General features: G+C 70.5%; 20 protein-coding genes, 1 tRNA gene and 1 rRNA gene. All 22 read left to right on the top strand.

Features of this window, described 5'->3' with window-relative positions; genetic code table 11:
• Positions 1–154 precede the first annotated feature (154 nt).
• The 22 genes from rrf to AC3DEV_RS07265 all read left to right on the top strand — a co-directional run bounded on the left by rrf (position 155) and on the right by AC3DEV_RS07265 (position 21,597).
• Positions 155–271: ribosomal RNA gene (rrf, locus tag AC3DEV_RS07370) — 5S ribosomal RNA — on the top strand.
• A 108-nt stretch (positions 272–379) separates the two neighbouring features.
• Entirely contained in the window at positions 380–1,465 is a 1,086-nt protein-coding gene (locus AC3DEV_RS07365; protein ID WP_488371688.1) for a hypothetical protein, read from the top strand.
• Positions 1,466–1,470: 5 nt separating this feature from the next.
• Positions 1,471–2,469, top strand: a complete 999-nt coding sequence (locus tag AC3DEV_RS07360) for an HAD-IIA family hydrolase (RefSeq protein WP_472982832.1) — start codon at positions 1,471–1,473, stop codon at positions 2,467–2,469.
• Positions 2,470–2,479: 10 nt separating this feature from the next.
• On the top strand, positions 2,480–2,692 hold the full coding sequence (locus AC3DEV_RS07355; RefSeq protein ID WP_132063262.1) for a hypothetical protein: 213 nt from the start codon (positions 2,480–2,482) through the stop codon (positions 2,690–2,692).
• Complete coding sequence (locus AC3DEV_RS07350; protein ID WP_132063263.1) at positions 2,692–3,513, top strand: TlyA family RNA methyltransferase; 822 nt, start codon at positions 2,692–2,694, stop codon at positions 3,511–3,513. The genes AC3DEV_RS07355 and AC3DEV_RS07350 overlap by 1 nt, the downstream gene beginning before the upstream one ends.
• Positions 3,510–4,439, top strand: coding sequence for an NAD kinase (locus AC3DEV_RS07345; RefSeq protein ID WP_119191627.1), 930 nt, complete (start codon positions 3,510–3,512; stop codon positions 4,437–4,439). Before AC3DEV_RS07350 ends, AC3DEV_RS07345 begins: the two co-directional genes overlap by 4 nt.
• Positions 4,440–4,448: 9 nt before the next feature.
• Entirely contained in the window at positions 4,449–6,194 is a 1,746-nt protein-coding gene (gene recN / locus AC3DEV_RS07340; RefSeq protein ID WP_096905556.1) for a DNA repair protein RecN, read from the top strand.
• Positions 6,195–6,252: 58 nt separating this feature from the next.
• Entirely contained in the window at positions 6,253–7,425 is a 1,173-nt protein-coding gene (steA, locus tag AC3DEV_RS07335) for a putative cytokinetic ring protein SteA (protein ID WP_119191628.1), read from the top strand.
• On the top strand, positions 7,422–8,354 hold the full coding sequence (locus AC3DEV_RS07330; RefSeq protein ID WP_488371687.1) for a copper transporter: 933 nt from the start codon (positions 7,422–7,424) through the stop codon (positions 8,352–8,354). The genes steA and AC3DEV_RS07330 overlap by 4 nt, the downstream gene beginning before the upstream one ends.
• Positions 8,355–8,412: 58 nt before the next feature.
• The gene (gene pyrG, locus AC3DEV_RS07325; protein ID WP_488371686.1) at positions 8,413–10,242 is read left to right on the top strand and encodes a CTP synthase; all 1,830 of its coding nucleotides are present in this window, start codon (positions 8,413–8,415) and stop codon (positions 10,240–10,242) included.
• Positions 10,243–10,247: 5 nt separating this feature from the next.
• On the top strand, positions 10,248–10,817 hold the full coding sequence (locus tag AC3DEV_RS07320) for an NUDIX domain-containing protein (protein WP_120283079.1): 570 nt from the start codon (positions 10,248–10,250) through the stop codon (positions 10,815–10,817).
• A gap of 16 nt (positions 10,818–10,833) precedes the next feature.
• A complete protein-coding gene (locus AC3DEV_RS07315) occupies positions 10,834–11,784 on the top strand; it encodes a site-specific tyrosine recombinase XerD (protein WP_119191631.1) in 951 nt (316 codons plus the stop codon).
• A 102-nt stretch (positions 11,785–11,886) separates the two neighbouring features.
• Positions 11,887–12,762, top strand: a complete 876-nt coding sequence (locus tag AC3DEV_RS07310; protein WP_119191632.1) for a ParA family protein — start codon at positions 11,887–11,889, stop codon at positions 12,760–12,762.
• A 7-nt stretch (positions 12,763–12,769) separates the two neighbouring features.
• A complete protein-coding gene (locus AC3DEV_RS07305) occupies positions 12,770–13,615 on the top strand; it encodes a segregation and condensation protein A (protein WP_132063266.1) in 846 nt (281 codons plus the stop codon).
• A complete protein-coding gene (scpB, locus tag AC3DEV_RS07300) occupies positions 13,606–14,319 on the top strand; it encodes an SMC-Scp complex subunit ScpB (protein ID WP_472982828.1) in 714 nt (237 codons plus the stop codon). Before AC3DEV_RS07305 ends, scpB begins: the two co-directional genes overlap by 10 nt.
• Entirely contained in the window at positions 14,243–15,085 is an 843-nt protein-coding gene (locus tag AC3DEV_RS07295; protein ID WP_244200768.1) for a pseudouridine synthase, read from the top strand. Before scpB ends, AC3DEV_RS07295 begins: the two co-directional genes overlap by 77 nt.
• On the top strand, positions 15,082–15,810 hold the full coding sequence (gene cmk / locus AC3DEV_RS07290) for a (d)CMP kinase (protein ID WP_259820292.1): 729 nt from the start codon (positions 15,082–15,084) through the stop codon (positions 15,808–15,810). The genes AC3DEV_RS07295 and cmk overlap by 4 nt, the downstream gene beginning before the upstream one ends.
• Positions 15,807–17,273, top strand: coding sequence for a ribosome biogenesis GTPase Der (gene der / locus AC3DEV_RS07285; RefSeq protein WP_488371685.1), 1,467 nt, complete (start codon positions 15,807–15,809; stop codon positions 17,271–17,273). Before cmk ends, der begins: the two co-directional genes overlap by 4 nt.
• A gap of 71 nt (positions 17,274–17,344) precedes the next feature.
• Positions 17,345–17,418 (top strand) — tRNA-Pro (locus AC3DEV_RS07280).
• A 158-nt stretch (positions 17,419–17,576) separates the two neighbouring features.
• Positions 17,577–18,329, top strand: a complete 753-nt coding sequence (locus tag AC3DEV_RS07275) for an alpha/beta hydrolase family protein (protein WP_120284272.1) — start codon at positions 17,577–17,579, stop codon at positions 18,327–18,329.
• 219 nt (positions 18,330–18,548) lie between these two features.
• Positions 18,549–21,170, top strand: a complete 2,622-nt coding sequence (gene adhE, locus AC3DEV_RS07270; RefSeq protein WP_488371684.1) for a bifunctional acetaldehyde-CoA/alcohol dehydrogenase — start codon at positions 18,549–18,551, stop codon at positions 21,168–21,170.
• Positions 21,160–21,597: an SRPBCC family protein gene (locus AC3DEV_RS07265; protein ID WP_154830652.1), complete on the top strand. Its 438-nt coding sequence runs from the start codon at positions 21,160–21,162 to the stop codon at positions 21,595–21,597. The genes adhE and AC3DEV_RS07265 overlap by 11 nt, the downstream gene beginning before the upstream one ends.
• The last annotated feature ends 116 nt before the right edge of the window (positions 21,598–21,713 follow it).

Here is a 21,713-nt window from a genome sequence, read left to right as displayed (position 1 = left end):
CGGAACTGGAAGCGCAGCAATGCGTGCAGGTGACCGGTACTAATCGGCCGAGGGCTTACACACAAACAGCCCCTAAAGAATCGCAACGCGTCCACTGTGCAGTATCTGAAACAACACACCCACGCAAAAACACGTGGGCCTTGTTTCACAGAGTTACGGCGGCCATAGCGGCAGGGAAACGCCCGGTCCCATTCCGAACCCGGAAGCTAAGCCTGCCAGCGCCGATGGTACTGCACTCGTGAGGGTGTGGGAGAGTAGGTCACCGCCGAACACAACTTAAAGACCAGCGGGAGGGACTATATGTTCCTCCCGCTGGTCGCATTTGTACCCTTCTACCCACTCCAGTGCCGGCCCGTCCGGTGCACGTAAGGTGAACGACGTGAACGAACCTCGGCCCGAGAACACCGACCGCTCGCCCCGACGCGGCGACCGCGACGTACCCCGCCGGGGAGATCGGGCGCCACAGGAGCGTCGGAGAGACAACAGCTCGTACGGCGAGCGCCGCGGAAAGCGATACGACGGCTCGGAAACGGGTCGGTCGGACGGCTCGAAGCAGGCCGATCGACAGGATTCACGTCCGCGTTCCGCCGGCGACGACACCGCACGCCGCGGTGCCGCCTCTGACGGGGGAAGCGGTCCCCGGCGAGCCCCCGTCGGCGGTCGCGGCGGCGGAAACCGACGCGACGGCGGAGACCGACGCGGATCCGGCGCCCCGGGCGGAGCCCGGCGAGGTGGCCGGCCCGGCGACGACCGTAGATCGGAGGGTCGTCCCGGTCAGGAGGCACGCCAAGCGGCCAGGGCCGACGAGCCGCAGCTGCCCGATGACATCGAGGCAGCCGACCTCGATCCGGAGATCCGTCGCGACCTGCGCAGTCTGGACAAGTCCAACGCCGAGTCCGTTGCCAAGCACATGGTGGCGGCGATGTACCTCGTCGACGAAGACCCGCAGCTCGCGCTCGCGCACGGTCGCGCGGCCAAGAATAGGGCCGGGCGCATCGGTGTCGTCCGGGAGACTCTCGGCGTGCTGGCGTACCGCGCCGGTGAATGGTCGGAAGCGCTGAGCGAACTCCGGGCGGCCCGCCGGATCTCCGGTGGCCCGGGGCTGCTGGCGATGATGGCTGATTGCGAACGAGGCCTCGAGAGGCCCCAACGTGCCATCGAACTGGCCCGTGGGGAGGAATCGCGGATGCTCGAGGGGGACGACCTCATCGAACTCCGCATCGTGGAGGCCGGCGCGCGGGTGGACATGGGTCAGCTCGACGCGGCCCTGGTGACTCTCCAGGACGCCGGCCTCGACAAGGACGCCCGCGGCGAATCCGCGGCGCGCCTCGACTACGCCTACGCCGAGGTGCTGCTCGTCGCCGATCGCAAGAGGGAGGCGGCCGACTGGTTCGGTCACGCCGTCACCGCCGACCCCGAGCAGACCACCGATGCGCAGGCACGTCTCGCGGAGCTCGAGGCGTAGCGCAGTTGAGCTCTCTTACGCTGGCCGCAGAACACGACGCCCTACTCGTTGATCTCGACGGCACTCTGATCCGCGGTAGCCAGCCGATCCCGGGCGCCGCGGAGGCGCTCGCGAACGCCGGGCTCCCCGTGGTCTACGTGACGAACAACGCGAGCCGCTCGCCCGCGGAGACCGCGGCGCATCTCCGGTCGCTCGGTTTTCCCGCCGGCGCCGACGACGTCATGACCAGCGCGCAGGCCGCGGTCGTGATGGCGGCGGACCATGTCGATCCCGGTGCCAGGGTCCTGGTGGTGGGGCACGACAGTTTCCGCGACCTCGCCCGGCAGGCCGGGTTCGAGGTCGTCCGGTCCGCCGACGACGCTCCGGAAGTCGTCCTGCAGGGACTGTCCCGGGAACTGACCTGGTCCGATCTGGCCGAGGGATGTCTGGCGATCCGTCAGGGGGTGCCCTGGGTCGCGTCCAACGTGGACGCCACGTTGCCCACCGAACGAGGCCTGCTCCCCGGGAACGGGTCCCTGGTCGCCGCCCTCCGTGCGGCGACCGACCGCGAGCCCCTGGTCGCGGGCAAACCGGCCGCCGGCGTGTTGACCGCCGCCGCGGAGCTGGTGGGTTCCACCCGGCCTCTGGTCATCGGTGACCGCCTCGATACGGACATCGAGGGTGCGGTCGCCGCCGGGATGCCGTCGCTCATGGTGCTGACCGGCGTCCACGGCGTCGACGACCTCCTGGTCGCGGATCCCGACAGCCGGGCCACCTACCTGGCGGACGATCTCTCCGCACTGTCGGCCTCGGCCGACGCCAGCCGGATCGACGCCGCGGTGGAGGTGGACGGGTTGGTCGAGAACGGTGCCCTGCATCTGATCGGTGCTCCGGAGGCCCTCGATCGGCTCGAGCTCGCCCGTGCGGTGATCAGGCTGGCGTGGCGTCACGAGACGAAGGCGTTCCGGGCGGCCGACGAGGGTCTGCGGTCCCGGCTGGCGGGTGCAGGCCTCGGTGTCGGCTAGCGTGTAGGCCGTGACGACCCCCGGACCACAGCCACGCCCCGGGCCCGCGGGCCCCGACACCGACGAACTCCGCTCGACGTTCGACGATCTGCTCGCCGATTCCGTCGGGGGCCAGGGCGAGGGACCGGACGGCTCATCTGTCCGGGACGACCAGGTGGCCGCCCTCGACGCCGCCCACGAGCTCCTCGCGCAGGCGCTGACGGCGCTGGACAGTCGGCGCTGATGGTCGCGAAGCGGATGCGGCTGGATGCCGAACTGGTTCGCCGCAAGATCTGTGACAGTCGGGAACGAGCCCGTGATCTCATCGATTCCGGGCGCGTGATCGTCAACGGGGTGGCAGCCACCAAGCCCGCGACCCAGGTCGAGCCGACCACATCGATCGCGCTCACCGCCTCCGATGAACCGGACTGGGCATCCCGCGGAGCCCACAAACTGGTCGGAGCGCTCGAGGCGTTCGCCGACGTGCCGGTCTCCGGAGCTCGGTGTCTCGACGCAGGCGCGTCGACCGGCGGGTTCACCGATGTCCTGCTCTCGCGTGGCGCCACCCGTGTCGAGGCGGTGGACGTGGGGTACGGACAGTTGGTGTGGCGCCTGCGCAGCGACGAGCGCGTGGGCGTGCACGACAAGACCAACGTCCGCTCCCTGACCCCGGACGACATCGGTGGCCCGGTGGACCTCGTGGTCTCCGACCTGTCGTTCATCTCGCTCGCACTGGTCCTGCCCGCGCTCGCAGCGTGCGTGCGCCGGGGAGGCGACCTGTTGCCGATGGTCAAGCCCCAGTTCGAGGTGGGCCGCGAGCGTGTCGGCCAGGGCGGTGTGGTGCGCGACCCGGCACTGCGGATCGAGGCCGTCACCGGGGTCGCCCGGGCTGCCGCGGCACTCGGACTGGAGCCGCTGGGATGCGTCGCCAGCCCGCTCCCCGGCCCGTCCGGGAACGTCGAGTACTTCCTCCATCTCCGTAAGGTCGGCGCGGGAGAACGACTCGAGATGAGCGACGAGGCGCAGCAGGCGATCCGGACGGCAGTGGAGGAGGGCCCGCAATGAACGGCACGCCCGGACCGGTGCACTCGCGCAGGATCCTGCTCGTCCCCAACGTCGCCCGGCAGGACATCGTCGCCACCGTCGCCCAGGTGGTCGACGCGTGCGCGACCAGGGGCATCGCGGTACGGATGGTGGAGGGCACCAGCGAGAGCGTCGCCACGGGGACGGGCGTGGAGACGGTCCCTGACATCCCCGAGGCCGCCGAAGGGTGTGAACTCGTCCTGGTCCTCGGTGGTGACGGCACGTTCCTGCGCGCCTGCCAGTACGCCAAAGCCGCGGACGTGCCGATCCTGGGGGTCAATCTCGGACACATCGGCTTCCTCGCCGAATCGGAGGTCTCCTCGCTCAGTGGCGTCGTCGAGCAGATCGCGGCGAAGGACTACAGGGTCGTCGAACGGATGACGGTGGAGGCCACCGTCATCCACGGGGACACCGTCCTGGCCCGGGACTGGGCACTCAACGAAGTCAGCATCGAGAAGGTCTCCCGGCAGGGCGTCCTCGAGGCGTCCGTGGAGATCGACGGCCGACCGGTCAGTGACTACGGCTGCGACGGCATGTTGGTGTCCACGCCGACCGGGTCGACCGCCTACGCGTTCTCGGCCGGCGGGCCGATCGTCTGGCCCGAACTCGACGCCATCCTCGTGGTCCCCAACAACGCCCATGCGCTGTTCGCCCGTCCGATGGTCGTGGCACCCACCTCCAGGGTCGCGGTGGAGACCGGGGTGCATTCCGGCCCGGCAGTGGTGGTGGTGGACGGACGACGCCTCGTCGACGTCCCGCCGGGCAGCCGGGTCGAGGTGGTGCGGGGCGCGCGCCCGGTCAAGTGGGTCCGGCTGGACGACTCGCCGTTCACGGACAGACTGGTCACGAAGTTCGAACTGCCCGTCACCGGGTGGCGTGGGCGGTCCGCTGTCCGGCCCCTCACCTAGGGTGGGTGCGTGCTCACGGAACTTCGGATCAGCGGCCTCGGCGTCATCGACGAGGCCGTGGCCGATTTCTCGCCCGGGCTGTCGGTGCTCACCGGCGAGACCGGCGCGGGCAAGACGATGGTGGTCACGGGACTGAGGCTCCTGGCCGGAGGGCGCGCGGACCCCGGGCGTGTCCGGCGCGGAGCGGAGAAGGCACTCGTCGAAGGGCGCTTCGACCTGGCCGCGACGGCCACCATGGACGCAGCCGACCGACGCGACCTCGACGAGTTGCTCGAGGACACCGACGTCGAACTCGACGAGGACGGCAGTGTCATCGCCGCACGCCGGGTGGGTGCGGACGGCCGTTCGCGTGCCAGGCTCGGGGGGAGGTCTGTCCCCGCCGGGACCCTCGCCCGCTTCTGCGCGCCGGTGCTGGCCGTGCACGGCCAGAACGATCAGCTGCGTCTGCTCCGTCCGGACAGGCAGCGAGACGCCGTCGACGCCCACGGTGGGGACGAGGCGCGGGCGGCCCTCGACGCCTACCGCGACACCTATCGGCTGTGGCGGGACGCCGAGCGTTCACTGGCGGAGCGCACCGGTCGGGCTCGTGAGCTGGCCCGGGAAGCCGACCTGCTGCGGATGGGACTCGAGGAGATCGATGCCCTGGGGCCCGAGCCGGGGGAGGAGGCCGAACTCGACGCCCGCATCCGCCGACTCACCGATTCCGAGGAACTGCGAGAGGTCGCGGGTCAGGCCCACGACGTCCTCGCCGGTGACGGCGAGACCAGCGAGCCGGTGGTGGGCGTCCTCGACCAGTTGCGGCACCGTCTGGCCGCTGCCGGTGACCCCGCGCTCGACCCGATCGCCACCAGCATCGGCCAGGCCGTCGCGGCGCTCGGAGATGCCGCGACCGAGCTCGGCCTGTACCTGGCCGAGCTGCCGGTCGACGCGGCGGACCTCGACTCGGCATTGGAACGACGCCACGACCTCAGGGCGTTGACCCGGAAATACGGCACCGATGTCGACGACGTGCTCGCGTGGGCGGACAGGGCCCGTACGCGGCTCGGTGAGGTCGACACCTCCGACTCCGCCGTCGCCGAACTCCGTTCCACCGTGGAGCGCCTCGCCGCCGAACTCGACGAGCGCGGAGCCACACTGACGCGCATCCGACGCGCCGCCGGGGACGATCTCGCAGAGAGGGTGTCCGCCGAGCTGGCCGAGCTGTCGATGGGCGGGGCCCGGCTCGTGGTCCGGGTCACCCGATCAGGCGAAGGCCTCGACGGCGCCTCGGAGTCGGGTCTCGACGACGTCGAGCTGGCGCTCGACGGGCCGTCGGGCATCGTCCCGCTCGGCCGAGGCGCGTCGGGAGGCGAGCTGTCGAGGGTGATGCTCGCGCTCGAGGTGGTGTTGGCCGAGAGATCCGGGGGAGGGACCCTGGTGTTCGACGAGGTCGACGCGGGAGTGGGCGGCCGGGCGGCGTTGAGCATCGGTAAGCGGCTGGCCAGACTGGCCAGAACCCACCAGGTCATCGCGGTGACCCACCTCGCCCAGGTCGCGGCGTACGCCGACACGCACCTGGTCGTGCACAAGGACACCGGCGCCGGGGGATCGGACGGGGTCGTCTCCGGGGTCACGGCGGTCGCCGACTCCGATCGGGTGACCGAACTCGCCCGGATGCTCGCCGGTATGGAGGACACCGACACAGGTCTGGCACATGCGCGGGAGTTGCTGGAGAAGGCTCAACGGGAAAAGTCTCAAGCTCAAGTCGACCGTTAATCCGACACGCCGGGCAGACCTCCCTGGTCACGTGAATCACACGCGTGATACTCGGCGCATGAAGATGTCGGGTCTGCTCAGCCGTCGTTCCACTGACCTCGCCGGTGTCGTGGGCACCGTCCGCCAGATCGAGGTGGGGTCACAGGTCCCCAGGAAGCTCGGCGCCAAGGACGTCGCCGTGCTCGATCTCAACCGCGCGCCCGCCGACACCGCCCGCGCTCTCGTCGACGCCGGGGTGGCGGCAGTGGTGCACATGCCCCGTCAGGGGGAGGAGATGCTCCCCCGCGCCGCGTTCCGGATCCTCGCCGCGTCGACGATCCCGGTCATCGAGGACGCGGACCTGTCCGGGGTCGCCGACGGGACCCGGGTGCGGATCGACGACGGTGTCGTCTACTCGGTCAAGTCGGAGGACGAGATCACGAGCGGCCGCGAGGTGGACCCGGCCACGCTCCTCGCCGAGGTGGACACCGCGGAGAGCGGGTACGTCGAGTCGGCGCTGGCGCACCTGGCCAACGCCACCGAGTTCCTCAGCCTTGAGCACCCGCTGCTGCTGGACGGCGAGGGGCTCCCGTCGATCGACGTCGACTTCACCGACCGCCATGTCGTGGTGGTCACCGGTGACGCGGCCGCGCGCGGCCAGCTCGCCGAGCTCAAGCCGTTCATCCGTGAGTACCGACCGCTGTTGGTCGGCGTGGGTGCCGGGGCGGAGTTCCTGCGTTCGGCCCGCTTGACGGCCGACGTCGTCGTCGCGACCCCCACGGACGTGTCCGACGACGTCCTCACCGACGGCGCCGTCCTGGTGGTGCCCGCCGACCGCGACGGGCGCGCCGAGGGCCTCGAGAAGATCACAGAGCTCGGACTGGGGGCCACGACATTCCCCGCCGCCGCGACCCCGAGGGACATGGCGCTGCTGCTGGCCTACCACGGGGGCGCCGAGATGATCGTGGTGACCGGCGACGACAGGGGGCTCGAGAACGCGTTCCGCGACTCGTCCGCGCCCTCGTCCACGATGGTCGACACGACCGTCTCCTCCCGCCTGGTCCACGCCGATGCCTGCGCGACCCTGTACCGGTCGCGGGGCGCCGGGATCGGACTCGCCCTGGTCGTACTCGCCGCCCTGATCGCGGTGGCCGCGGTCGTGGTGGCCCGCGACGCCGCCGCGGACCTGCTCATCTGGGCCGTCGAGACCTGGAACTCCTTCGCGCTCTGGGTCCAGGGGCTCTTCCGTTGATCTCCCTGCGTCGCCACGTCCTGACGCTGGTGGCCGTGTTCCTCGCCCTCGCGGTGGGGGTCGTCCTCGGGTCGACGTCCGTGGCGACGTCCATCAGGGACGCGGTGGTCGAGCGTGAGGAGACGACGGCGGCGCGGCTCGAGGCGTCGCAGGAGGATCTGGCCGCGGAGCGGATCGCCGTCGACCGACTCGACTCGCTGGCGGGAGACCTCACCCCGGTCGTCGTGGACGGTCGGCTCGACGGGAGGCCGGTCCTGACGATCGTGGCACCCGGAGCCTCCGACGAGGACGTCTCCGCGGCGCGCGAGGTCATCGACGCCGCCGGCGGGATCGACGCCGGCCGCGTCACCCTGACGGACAAGGCCGTCGACCCGGAGGCGGACGCGGAACTCCAGGCGCTCGTCGCGAACCTGCCCATCGGCACCGCCCCGGCCGCTGATGCGGACCTCGGTACCCAGCTGGGCACGGCGCTCGGTCGCGCGGGGCTGCTGCGCGCCGAGGACGCGGAACCGCACCTCGAGGACGACGACCGGGAGACGGTCCTCACCACCCTCGCGGATGCGGGGATCATCGGCTACGAACCCGGGACCCTTCGGCCCGGACAGCTGGCGTTGGTCGTGACCGGGCCCCGGGACGAGGAATCGACAGGGGTCCGTGTCGCCGCCCTGGCCCGCACCCTCGACGGTGAGGGCGCCGGCGCGGTGGTCGCGGTGCGGACGGGCGACTCCGGGGGGCGCGACGCGGTCAACATCCTGCGGTCCTCGGCGGAAGAGGACGTCTCGACCATCGATGACGCCGGTACCGAGGCGGGACGTCTGGCGACGACGCTGGCGCTGGCGGAGCAGCTCGACGGCGGGCAGGGTCACTACGGGCTGAGGCCGGACGCGACCGCCGCGGCGCCGTCGCTCCCCCCGACGCCGGAGCGGTGATAGCCTGAAGCCCCGTGGGGTGCACCGGAGCCACACCAGCATTCATCCATTCCGGCGTATGGACACGGGAGTCCCCTTGGCACTGAACCGAACCGCATCGCGGTCCGAGACCAAGCACATCTTCGTCACCGGCGGCGTGGCGTCGTCGCTGGGCAAGGGGCTCACCGCCTCGAGTCTCGGACAGTTGCTCACCGCCCGCGGTCTCCGTGTGACCATGCAGAAGCTGGACCCGTACATCAACGTGGACCCCGGCACGATGAACCCCTTCCAGCACGGCGAGGTGTTCGTCACGGAGGACGGCGCCGAGGCCGACCTGGATCTCGGTCACTACGAGCGCTTCCTCGACCGCGACCTGGACGCGAAGGCCAACGTCACCACCGGGCAGGTGTACTCCGCGGTCATCGCCAAGGAGCGCCGCGGCGAATACCTCGGTGACACCGTGCAGGTGATCCCGCACATCACCGACGCGATCAAGGACCGCATCATCGCGATGGGCGACCCCGACGACCAGGGGCGTCGCCCCGACGTGGTCATCACCGAGGTCGGCGGGACAGTGGGCGACATCGAGTCCCAGCCCTTCCTCGAGGCGTGCCGGCAGGTCCGGCACGAGGTGGGCCGCGAGAACATCTTCTTCCTCCACGTGTCCCTGGTCCCGTACCTCGCGCCGTCGGGTGAGCTCAAGACCAAGCCCACCCAGCACTCGGTGGCGGCGCTGCGCTCGATCGGCATCGTCCCCGACGGGTTGATCCTGCGCTCGGACCGGGACGTCACCGACGGGCTCAAGGCCAAGATCGCGCTGATGTGCGACGTGGACCTCGAGGGCGTCGTGTCCACCCCGGACGCCCCGAGCATCTACGACATCCCCAAGGTGCTGTTCAACGAACACCTCGACACGCACGTCATCCGGCGTCTCAACCTGCCGTTCCGGGACGTGGACTGGACCGTGTGGGGCGACCTGCTCCAGCGCGTCCACGAGCCGCGCGAGGAGGTCGAGATCGCCCTCGTGGGCAAGTACATCGACCTGCCCGACGCCTACCTCTCCGTCACCGAGGCACTGCGCGCCGGCGGCTTCGCGCACCACGCCCGGGTGAACATCCGGTGGGTCGAATCCGATGCCTGCACCACCGAGGCCGGCGCACGCGAGGCGCTCCGGGGCGTGGACGGCATGCTCATCCCCGGAGGGTTCGGTATCCGCGGCATCGAGGGCAAGCTCGACGCCATCTCCTGGTCACGCAAGAACCGTATCCCGTTGCTCGGACTGTGCCTGGGACTGCAGTGCTCGGTGATCGAGGCGGCCCGCTCGGTCGGCCTCGAGGGCGCCTCCTCCACCGAGTTCGACCCCGGTGCTGAGCACCCGGTCATCTCGACCATGGCCGACCAGGTGGATGCGGTCGCCGGCAACGCCGACCTCGGCGGCACCATGCGCCTGGGCTCCTACCCGGCCATGCTCACCAAGGGCTCGGTCGTGGCCGAGGCGTACGGGTCCACCGAGATCACCGAGCGTCACCGCCACCGCTACGAGGTCAACAACGCCTACCGCGACAGGATCGCCGAGTCCGGCCTGCAGTTCTCGGGGACCTCCCCGGACGGACACCTGGTCGAGTTCGTCGAGTACCCGCGCGAGCAGCACCCGTTCTTCGTCGCCACCCAGGCGCACCCGGAGTACAAATCGCGCCCGACCCGCCCCCACCCGTTGTTCGTCGCGTTCATCAAGGCCGCGCTCGACTACGAGAACGAGATGCGACTGCCCGTCGAACCGTGGCGCACCGGTCAGAGCGGGGACTCCGGCCCGGAGACCGTGGACGCACCGGACGCCAAGACGTCCAGCGTGCGTGCCGACGAGGTGGACACCGAGACGGCCTCCGACACCCGCGCGGACGGGAGCTGACCGGCGTGTCCGAGCGCGGTGCCCCCGGGACTCACGACTACCGGACCGTCGCGAGCCGTGAGATCTTCGACGGTCGCGTCGTGCGGCTGCGTGTGGACACCCTGACCATGCCGGGCGGGGGCACCGCCGACCGGGAGATCTGCGGTCACGACGACGCCGTCGCGGTGATCGCCCTCGACGACGACGACCGGATCACCCTCGTCCGGCAGTACCGGCACGCCGTGGGGGAGCGACTCTGGGAACTGCCCGCAGGGCTGTGCGACGTCGACGGCGAGGAGCCCCTGGCGACCGCGCGCCGTGAGCTCGTCGAGGAGACCGGTCTCGAGGCCGAGCACTGGCGCCCGGTGATCGAGATGGTCCCGTCCCCGGGGTTCTGCACGGAGCGCGTCCACGTGTACCTGGCCACCGGTCTCCGCGAGGTCGAGCGCCCGGAGGCGGAGCACGAGGAGGCGGACATGGAGGTCGCGCGCATGCCGTTCGCCGAGGCCGTCGACGCCGTGCTGGACGGCCGGATCGTCAACGGTATCGCCGTGGCCGGCATCCTCGCGGCCCGCACGGTGATCGACCGGTCCTGACGGGATCGGACCCCCGGTGACCTCGGAGGGCGGCGCCACCGTGCAGATCCGCGGGTACCTGGACCACCTCGCCGTCGAGAAGGGGGCCTCGGCCCACACCCTGGCCGCGTACCGCCGCGACCTGGAGAAGTACCGACGCTATCTCACGGCCGCGGGCGTCGACGACCTGACGTCCGTGACCGAGGCGCACGTGGAGGAGTTCCGCACCCGGTTGGCCACCGCCGACCCGGACGAGGGACGGAAGGCCCTGGCCCCCAGCTCGATCGCGCGGACCATGGCGGCGGTCCGTGGTCTCCACCGGTTCGCCACCCGTGACGGGGTGACCGCCCTCGACGCGGCCGCCGCGGTCACCCCGCCCCGTCCGCCGCGGCGGCTCCCCAAGGCACTGCCGGTCGACCGGATGATCGCGGTGATCGAGGCGGCCGGCGCCACCGAGATGGACACCGACCCCGCACGCCTGCGCGACCGCGCGATGCTCGAGTTGCTCTACGCCTCCGGTGCCCGGGCCGCCGAACTCGTCGGGCTCGACGTCGACGACCTCGACGGTCTCGACCACCCCGACGGTGGAGCGGTGATCCTGCGGGGCAAGGGCGGCAAGGAGCGGGTCGTCCCGGTCGGGCGTCCGGCGTGCGAGGCGGTGGGGGCCTATCTGGTGCGTGCCCGACCCGCGCTCGCCACCCGAGGGGGCCCGGCCCTGTTCCTCAACGCCCGCGGTGGGCGCGTCACCAGGCAGACCCTGTGGAACGTGGTGTCGGTCGCGGCCCGACGCGCCGGTGTGCAGCAGGACGTCTCACCACACTCGTTCCGGCACTCGTTCGCCACCCATCTCCTCGACGGCGGGGCGGACATCCGTGTGGTCCAGGAGCTGCTGGGACACTCCTCGGTCACCACCACGCAGGTGTACACCCTCGTCACCGTCGACACGCTCCGAGAGGTCTGGGCCGAGTGTCACCCCCGGGCACGGTAACGTGACCGTGGATACGGCCCGGCGCGCTCGAGACTGCACGCTCGAGACGGCACGGGTGAGACGGCGAGGAGAGGAGATGCGGTGGCGCTGAACACTGGGGCGATGGACCCCGCGTTGTTCTCCCGCGCCGAGCTCCTGGGCGCCGACGACCCGGCGGCCGGTGAGGGATTCTCCGCGATCCCCGAACCGGAACCGCTGTCCACGCACGGGCCCGCCGTGGTGTTGTCGATGTGCAACCAGAAGGGCGGCGTCGGCAAGACCACCAGCACGATCAACCTCGCGGCGGCACTGGCGGAGTACGGCCGCAGGGTGCTCGTGGTGGATCTCGACCCCCAGGGGGCGCTGTCCGCGGGCCTGGGCATCCCGCACCACCAGTTGGATCTCACCGTCTACAACCTGCTCGTGGACAACTCCGTGTCGACCGAGGAGGTCCTGGTCCGGACCCGTGTCGAGGGCGTGGACCTCATCCCCGCCAACATCGACCTGTCGGCCGCGGAGATCCAGCTCGTCAACGAGGTCGGTCGCGAGCAGGCGCTGGGCCGCGCCCTGTACCCGGTCCTGGACCGCTACGACTTCGTCCTGGTGGACTGCCAGCCGTCGCTGGGCCTGCTCACCGTCAACGCGCTGGCGTGCTCGGACGGCGTGCTCATCCCCATGGAGTGCGAGTACTTCTCGCTGCGCGGGTTGGCGCTGCTGACGGACACGATCGACAAGGTCCGCGACCGCATCAACCCCCGACTGCACCTCACGGGCATCCTCATCACGATGTTCGACCGTCGGACGGTCCACGCCCGCGACGTGCTCAGCCGGGTCGTGGAGGTGTTCGGAGACAAGGTGTTCGACACCCTCGTCACCCGCACCGTCCGGTTCCCGGAGACCACCGTCGCCGGCGAGCCGATCACCACGTGGGCTCCGAAGTCGGCGGGTGCGCAGGCCTACCGCGCCCTGGCGCGCGAGGTCATCCAGCGCGGCAGGTGACCGGGCGGTGACCGGCGTCGGGTCCCCGTCGGGGCAGGACCCGGTCGGGGCGGGGACGGAGGTCGGGGACCCGCGGGCGTTCACCGTCCACCTGACCAACTTCACCGGTCCGTTCGACCTGCTGCTGGGGCTCATCGACTCCAAGCGCCTCGACGTCACGGAGGTGGCCCTCCACGCCGTCACCGACGAGTTCATCGCGCACACCCGCCGCCTGGGCGCGGAGGCCGGTCTCGAGGAGGTCACCGAGTTCCTCGTCGTCGCGGCGACACTACTCGACCTCAAGACGGCCCGCCTCGTCCCGTCCGGCGAGGTCCAGGATCCCGAGGACCTGGCCCTGCTGCAGGCCCGGGACATGCTCTTCGCCCGCCTGCTGCAGTTCCGGGCGTTCCGTCAGGTCGCGGAGCTGTTCGGTGAGCTCGACCGCACCGCGCGCCACGCGTACCCGAGGACGGCCGGGCCCGACGAGGAGTTCCTGGGACTGCTCCCCGAGGTGGAGCTCGGGGTGGATCCCGACCAGTTCGCCACCATCGCCGCGGTCGCGTTCCGGCCGCGGCCGGTCGACGAGGTGGGGGTGGGGCACATCCACGCCCCCGTCGTCTCGGTCCCCGAGCAGGCGGGCCGTGTCCTGGAGCTGTTGAAGTTCCACGGCGAGGGTCGGTGGGTGGACTTCCGCGACCTGATCACGGGGTGCGACGACTCCCTCGTCGTCGTCGCCAGGTTCCTCGCCCTGTTGGAGTTGTACCGGGCGCGCGCGGTCGCGCTCGCCCAGGACGAGGCACTGGGGGACCTGTTGGTGAGGTGGACGGGCGTGGACGCCGACGAGGTGACGAAGGGAAGGGACGAGTGGACGTGAGCGACGTGTCGGGGCCCGGGGACCCCGAGCCGATTGCGATCGGGGACGACGACGAGCCCGGTGTGCCGGGGCCGGAGGGGCCGCCGCTCCGTGCCCGGCTCGAGGCCCTGGTGCTGGTGGTGGACCAACCGACACCGGAGAGCGCGCTGGCCGCGGCCGCCGGGTCGACGGCGGCCGAGGTCGAGGCCGAGCTGCGGGCGTGGCGCGACGAGCTCACGGCCGCGGGGAGCGGGATGGACCTGCGTCGCAGCGCCGACGGCTGGCGTCTCTACACCCGCCGAGACCTGGCGCCGTACGTGGAACGGCTCCTCACGGACGGCACCCGGTCCACCCTGACCCGGGCCGCGCTGGAGACCCTCGCCGTGATCGCCTACCGGCAGCCGGTCACCCGTTCGCGGGTCGCGGCGGTCCGCGGGGTGAACGTCGACGGCGTGATGAGGACGCTCGTGGCGCGCGGGCTGGCCGTGGAATGCGGCACAGATGCGGACACCGGGGGCATCCTGTATAGGACCACAGAGCTATTTCTGGAAAGATTGGGACTCACGTCGCTCGACGAGCTGCCGGACATCGCCCCGTTGCTGCCGGATGTCGACCTGGTCGACGAGATGAGCGACGACCCCGCGGACGATCCGCGGATCCCACTGGGGCGGCGCCGAACCGCGGCGCCCGACCCCACACCCCGAGACGACGACGAAGAGATGTGACGTTTTCATGACTGAATCCGCTGGCCGAGACGGCGCACCGGTCCGCCTCCAGAAGATCCTGGCCCAGGCCGGGGTCGCCTCCCGCCGGGCCTCCGAAGAGCTCATCGCCCGGGGACGGGTGGAGGTCGACGGTAAGAAGGTGCGCGAGATGGGCGTCAAGGTCGACCCCGCCACGGCGGTCATCCGCGTGGACGGCACCCGCATCGTCCTGGACGACACCCTGGTCTACCTCGCACTGAACAAGCCCCGCGGTTACCACACGACCATGTCCGACGAGAAGGGACGGCCCTGTGTCGGCGACCTCGTCGCGGACCGCGTGGACGCCGGGCAGCGGCTGTTCCACGTCGGGCGTCTCGACGCCGAGACCGAGGGCCTGCTCCTGGTGACCAACGACGGCGAGCTGGCGCACCGCCTCATGCACCCGTCCTACGAGGTCTCCAAGACCTACATGGCGACGGTGACCGGCGTCGTGGGCAAGGGCGTCAACAAGCAGTTGCGCGCCGGGGTGACCCTGGAGGACGGACCCGCCAAGGTCGACCAGTTCTCGATCCTCGACGTCCACGACGGGCGCTCGCTGGTCAAGGTCGTGCTCCACGAGGGCCGCAAGCACATCGTCCGGCGGCTGCTCGCCGAGGTCGGGCACCCGGTCGAGGCGCTGGTGCGGACCCGGTTCGGGGCCGTCGCACTCGGCGACCAGCGTGCGGGCACCTTCCGCAAGCTGGGCCGCAAAGAGGTCTCCGACCTGTACGAGGCGGTAGGCCTGTGAGCGCCCCGAGCGCCCCGGCCGCGCGTCGACGTATCGCGATCGACGGCCCCGCCGGCACCGGGAAGTCCACCCTGGCACGCACGCTGGCCCGGCGGATCGGCGGCGCGTACCTCGACACCGGCGCCATGTACCGGGTGGCGACCCTGCAGGTCCTGCGCGCCGGGATCGACCCGGAGGACGCGGCCGCCGTGATCGCCGCGACGGCCGACCTGCCGCTGGAGATCGGCACCGACGCCGGAGCCGAGCGCGTCCTGCTGGCCGGTGAGGACGTCAGCGACGAGATCCGCACCGCCCGCGTCACGGCCGCGGTCTCGGCGGTGTCCGCCGTGCCCGAGGTCCGCCAGAACCTGGTCCTCCTGCAGCGACGGCTGGCCGCCAGCGGGGGCACCGTCGTCCTCGAGGGGCGCGACATCGGCACCGTGGTGCTGCCGGACGCCGAGGTGAAGGTCTACCTCACCGCCAGCCCGGAGGTGCGGGCCCGGCGCCGCACCGACCAGGACCTGGCCGCCGGCCGCGAGGCCGACTTCGACGAGGTGCTGGCCGCCGTCATCGAACGCGACCGCAAGGACTCCACGCGCGCCGCGAGCCCCCTGAGGCCCGCCGACGACGCCGTCGTCATCGACACCTCCGACCTGACCCTCGACGAGGTGCTCGACCGCCTGGTCGCGCTCGCCGAGGGGATCCACGCGTCGCACGGCGCCACCGCAGAAGGGAACGCACTGTGACCACCAACGAGGACAGCACCGACTTCGACCTGCCCACCGGGCCCGGCGAGGAGACCATCGAGGACGGCTGGAACGACGACACCGACTGGGAGGCGGTCGCCGCGGAGTTCGCCGACGAGATCGGGGCCGTGACCGAGGGCGTGGAGATCCTGCCCACCGTCGCGATCGTCGGCCGGCCCAACGTCGGCAAGTCCACCCTGGTCAACCGGATCATCGGCCGCCGGGAGGCCGTCGTCGAGGACGTCCCGGGCGTCACGCGCGACCGGGTCTCCTACGAGGCGCTGTGGAACGGCCGCACCTTCATGGTGCAGGACACCGGTGGCTGGGAGCAGGATGCCAAGGGCATGCACCGCTCCATCGCGCAGCAGGCCGAGATCGCCATGGGCACGGCCGACCTCATCGTGCTGGTGTGCGACGGCACGGTGGGTATCACCGCCGCCGACTCCACGGTGGCCAAGAGTCTGCGTCGGTCCGACACCCCGGTCATCCTCGCCGTCAACAAGGTCGACAGTGAGAAGGCCGAACTGGAGGCGGCCGAGTTCTGGTCCCTGGGCCTGGACGAGCCCCACGCCATCTCCGCCGCCCACGGTCGCGGCACGGCGGACCTCCTCGACGAGATCCTGCGGCAGCTGCCGTCCAAGGCGAGGATGCGCGAGGCCACCGACGTGCCGCGGCGCGTCGCGCTCGTCGGCAAGCCCAACGTCGGCAAGTCGAGCCTGCTCAACAAGCTGACCGGCGAGGAGCGCTCGGTGGTCGACAACGTCGCCGGCACCACCGTCGACCCCGTCGACTCGCTCGTGGAGCTCGGGGGACGCACCTGGCGGTTCGTCGACACCGCCGGCCTGCGTCGCAAGGTCAACCAGGCCTACGGTCACGAGTACTACGCCTCTCTGCGTACCCGTGGTGCGATCGAGGCGGCCGAGGTCGTCGTCCTGCTCCTCGACGCCTCGGAGCCCATCACCGAGCAGGACCTGCGGGTGATCTCGATGGTCGCCGACGCCGGCCGGGCGCTGGTGATCGCCTTCAACAAATGGGACCTGGTCGACGAGGACCGGCGGTACGACCTCGACAAGGAGATCGACCGCGAACTGTCCCGGGTGCTGAGCTGGGCCCACCGGGTCAACATCTCGGCCAGGACCGGCCGCGCCCTGGCCAAGCTCGTGCCCGCGATGGAGACGGCGCTGGACTCCTGGGACAAGCGGATCCCCACCGGGCCCCTCAACACGTGGATGAGCGAGGTCGTCGCCGCGACCCCGCCGCCCATGCGTGGTGGTCGTCTGCCGCGGATCCGGTTCTGCACCCAGGCCACCACCCGGCCCCCGACGTTCGTGTTCTTCTCCACGGGGTTCCTCGAGGCCGGATACCGGCGCTTCCTCGAGCGTCGCCTCCGTGAGACCTTCGGCTTCGACGGTTCCCCGGTCCGGGTGAACGTGCGGGTCAAGGAGCGTCGACAGCGCAAGTGACCTGCCGATTGGAGTCCGACGGAACCGGTGCGCTAGGGTAATCGAGTCGCCGCGCGAGCCGCGGTGACGGACGGGCTGTGGCGCAGCTTGGTAGCGCACTTGACTGGGGGTCAAGGGGTCGCAGGTTCAAATCCTGTCAGCCCGACACAGTGAAACCCCAGGTCAGAGAAATCTGACCTGGGGTTTCGTCGTATCTGTCGGCTCTGGCGTCCCCCGGTGCACGGGAGGGCGCGGTCCGGTTCCCGGTCGTGGTCGCTACCTCGGCCTTGACCCCGCTATGCCGTGCCGGGTGTGATGGCGGGCATGACAGAGGATGTTCGGTTCACCAGTACGAGGGGCCCCGAGCTCGCCGGCGCGCTGGAGGCCCCCGAGGGCGGGCAGCGCGGGTGGGGGCTGTTCGTGCACGGCTTCACACTGGGCAAGGACTCGCCGGCCGCGTTCCGCATCTCCCGCAGCCTCGCCGAGGAGGGGATCGGGATGTTGCGCTACGACAATCTCGGCATCGGTGAGTCCGACGGTGTCCTGGGCGACGGGTCGTTCTCCGTGAAGGTGGCCGACACGGTGCGTGCCGCGGAGTTCCTGGCAGACCGGGGGACCCCGCCGGATCTGCTCGTCGGCCACTCGTGGGGCGGGGCCGCGGCGATCCTGGCGGCGCAGGAGATACCGAGCGTCAGGGCGGTGGTGACCATCGGGGCGCCCGCCGAGCCCGCCGAGGTGGAGCGGCACTACGACGCGATCGCCGGCACGGTCCTGGAGGAGGGCAGTGGCACCTGGTCGATGGGCGGCCGCGCGATGACTCTGAAGCGGGAGTTCGTCGAGGACGTGCGCCGGGCAGACCTCATCGGCCGGGTGCACACCCTCGACCGTCCACTCCTGGTCATCCATTCGCCCACCGACGCGACGGTGGGCATCGACAACGCCGCCCAGATCTTCCGGGCGGCGCTCCACCCGCGCAGCTTCGTCTCGCTGGAGGGGTCGGACCACTTCCTCACGGTGGACGGGCAGGCACAGCGAGCCGCGAAGATCATCAGCGCCTGGGTCGACCAGTACCTCTGACGGGCCCCGCTTCGCGGCTCCGGGCTGTGGTGGTCATCCGGCCCGCGGCCGGGCCCCGGGACGCTTCCGGTCGTCGCCGCTGTGGCGCGGATGATGCAGTGGGCGCGACCCCCGGAGGATCGCGCGGGAGTCTCAACCGTCCGATAACGTTGTGAGCTATTATTCATGCGGGTACGGTCGGGGCATCGAGGCGGTTGTCGCCACGATGGGGGAGCACTCATGACCGAGGTCCAGATACCGCCTGACCACTCTCGGGGCGCCGAGGAATGGCCGAACGTCGACCGCGTCATGGTTGATTCAGCTGTCGACGCGGCGGCCGAAGCGGCCGAGTCGTTCCGCGCGCTCGACCAGCACCAGGTCGACACGATCGTGGAAGCCATGTCGCGGGCGGGCATCCGCGCAGCGGGGGAGCTCGCCGCGACCGCGATCGAGGAGACCGGCTTCGGGGTGTTCGAGGACAAGGTCGTCAAGAACTACGTGGCCACCGAGTTCCTCTACGACTACCTCAAGGACAAGAAGTCCGTCGGCGTGATCGAGAAGGACTTCGCCCGCAACATCGAGCTCGTCGCCGAGCCGATCGGGGTCGTCCTGGCGATCACCCCGGTCACCAATCCAACCTCGACTGTCCTCTACAAGGCGATCGTCGCGGCCAAGACCCGCAACGCGGTCATCTTCCGCCCGTCGCCTGTGGCCGTGCGGTCGTGTGAGCGGACCGTGGAGATCCTGCGCGAGGCGGCGGAGGCGGCGGGCATGCCGCCGGGCGCACTCCAGGTGATCCCAGACGCTGCGCACGAGGTCACGCACTACCTGTTCGCGCACCCCGGGGTCGACTTCATCTGGGTGACCGGTGGGCAGAAGATCGTCGCCCTCGCCAACTCTGCCGGCAAGCCCGCCCTGGGGGTGGGGCCCGGCAACGCGCCCATCTATCTGCACCGGACAGCCGACGTCAAAGGCGCCGTTGTGGACATCCTCATCTCCAAGACGTTCGACGCGTCGGTCATCTGCCCCGCCGAGCAGACCTGCATCATCGATGACCCGATCTACGACGAGACAGTGACCGAGTTCCGGAGGATGGGCGCCCACTTGCTCTCCGGCGACGAGGCCAGGGCGATCGCCGATTTCGCCTTCGGCTGCGGCGACAGGGTGAACCTCGAGGCGTTGGGCCAGCAGGCGCCCGAACTGGCCGCTCGCGCGGGCATCACGGTCGATCCCTCCGTGAAGATCCTGTTGGCGGAGTTGCCGTCGGATCTCGAGGAACTCGCTCTACATCCGTTGGTGCAGGAGAAACTCATGCCGGTTCTGGGTCTGGTCCGGTCTCCGGACTCCGCCCACGGCATCGACACCGCAGTGCTCGTGACCGAACACGGGGGTCTCGGCCACACCTCGGCGATCTACGCGCGCGATCCCGATGTCGTCGACGCATTCGGGCTGGCCGTCCGTACCGGCCGGATCCTCGTCAACGCCCCCACCGCCGTCGGTGCGCTGGGTGGGATCTACAACAATCTCACCCCGACGTTCTCCCTGGGCTGCGGCACGTGGGGAGGCTCGAGCACCACGGAGAACGTCAACTACATGCAGCTGCTCAACGTCAAGACCGTCTCCCACCGACGCACCCCACCCCAGTGGTTCCGCGTCCCGGCCAACACGTTCTTCAACGCAGGTGCACTCGAGAACCTGCGCGAGGTGCCCTGCACCAGTGTGGTGGTGGTCACCGACGTGCTCAGTGAACAGAGGGGGGTGGTCGACGAACTGAGGAGGAACCTCCGAGTGGAGCGGTTGCGCGTGTTCAGCGAGGTCGAGCCGGAGCCCGACGAGGCCACCATCCACCGCGGGGTCGCCCTGCTCCGTGAGTCAGTACCCGACCTGCTCATCGCGATCGGCGGCGGGTCGGTCATCGACGCGGCCAAGGCGATCAGACTCTTCTACGAGCATCCGGAGGTCCGGCTCGAGGACCTCGCACTTCCGTTCCTCGATCCCCGCAAACGGATGGCCGAATACCCACAGGAACCCCACACCCTGCGACTGGTGGCGGTCCCGACGACCTCCGGGACGGGATCGGAGGTCTCACCCGCCGCGGTCCTCACCGTCGGCGACCGCAAGGAGACGTTGGTCGACTACTCGCTGGTGCCGGACATGGCGATCGTCGACCCCGTGCTCACGCTGTCCATGCCCCGCACCCTGACGGTCGACACGGGCGTGGACGCACTGACCCACGCGCTCGAGGCGGCGGCGTCCATCTTCGCCTCGCCCTACACCGACGCGTTCTGCGTGCAGGCCGCCCGGTTGATCTTCGACGCCCTCCCGCGGGCCTATGACGACCCGGACGACCTCGAGGCACGGACGGACATGTCCAACGCGGCCACGCTCGCCGGCCTCGCGTTCTCCAACGCGTTCGTCGGGACCAACCACGCCCTCGCGCACGCGACCGGCGCCCGGTTCGGTATCGCACACGGTCGTGCCAACGGGATCTTCCTGCCGCACACCCTTAGATACAACGCGAGTCTGCCCACCAAGTTCATGCCGGCCCCGGGGTACTCCGCCTACATCGCACCGGAAAAATACGCCCAGCTCGGCCGCGTCGTGTTCGGCGGTCGCGAGCCCGAGGAGAGCCGGCGTCGGCTCTTCGACGGAGTCGACGCGCTCCTGCGCCGTCTGGAGATTCCCCGTACGCTCGCTGAGCTCGACATCGCCGAGCACGACTTCCTCGAGGCGCTGCCGGAACTGGCGATGACGGCGTTCCAGGACCTGAGCAATCGCACCAACCCACGGATGCCGATGGTCGCCGAACTCACCGAGCTACTCCGACTCGGCTACTACGGGGAGGCCTCCGTTGCCCACTGACACCGCCACTCGGACGGTTGAGATCGCCGTGCCACTGGCCACGGTCCTCGAGACGATCCGCGACCTCGAGGGGCAGACCGAGTGGGTCCCCGAGATCCTCGAAGCCGAGGTCCTCGAGATCTATGAGGACGACGGGCTGCCCGCCACCGCCCGGTTCAAGGCGTCGGCCACGGTGGGCACGGACGCCTACGTGTTGACGTACGAGCACCGGGACGACGGTCTGGACTGGTCGATGGTCGAGGGGCGGCTCCAGACCGGGCAGGAGGGGGTGTACGACCTCGTGGAGACCGGCCCGGGGTCGACCTCGGTCTCGTTCCGCCTGACCATCCACCACAATCTCCCCCTACCGGGATTACTGCGCCGACGTGTGATCAAGGGGCTCGTCGACAACACTGTCAACGGGTTGAAAAGGCACCTCGAATCCTGAGTGGGTGACGGTGACCCGGAAGTGGCGCCGGGGAACACGGGGCCGGGGCCTACCGTTGTATCCGATAGGTATCCCGTGAGAAGAGCCGCGCGCCGGACGCGCGGGCGAGGAGGGGC

Source organism: Dietzia sp. IBK-p2-15D, assembly GCF_057773105.1.
The sequence above is the reverse complement of the archived record's forward strand: the minus strand, read 5'-3'. Positions and strand labels throughout refer to the sequence as shown.

Bases quoted from the DNA above. Each gene is read 5' to 3' on its own strand.
- AC3DEV_RS07350 (WP_132063263.1), top strand. From the start codon at position 2,692: ATGGTCGCGAAGCGGATGCGGCTGGATGCCGAACTGGTTCGCCGCAAG.
- AC3DEV_RS07345 (WP_119191627.1), top strand. From the start codon at position 3,510: ATGAACGGCACGCCCGGACCGGTGCACTCGCGCAGGATCCTGCTCGTC.
- steA (WP_119191628.1), top strand. From the start codon at position 6,253: ATGAAGATGTCGGGTCTGCTCAGCCGTCGTTCCACTGACCTCGCCGGT.
- pyrG (WP_488371686.1), top strand. From the start codon at position 8,413: ATGGACACGGGAGTCCCCTTGGCACTGAACCGAACCGCATCGCGGTCC.
- AC3DEV_RS07310 (WP_119191632.1), top strand. From the start codon at position 11,887: ATGGACCCCGCGTTGTTCTCCCGCGCCGAGCTCCTGGGCGCCGACGAC.
- AC3DEV_RS07275 (WP_120284272.1), top strand. From the start codon at position 17,577: ATGACAGAGGATGTTCGGTTCACCAGTACGAGGGGCCCCGAGCTCGCC.
- adhE (WP_488371684.1), top strand. From the start codon at position 18,549: ATGACCGAGGTCCAGATACCGCCTGACCACTCTCGGGGCGCCGAGGAA.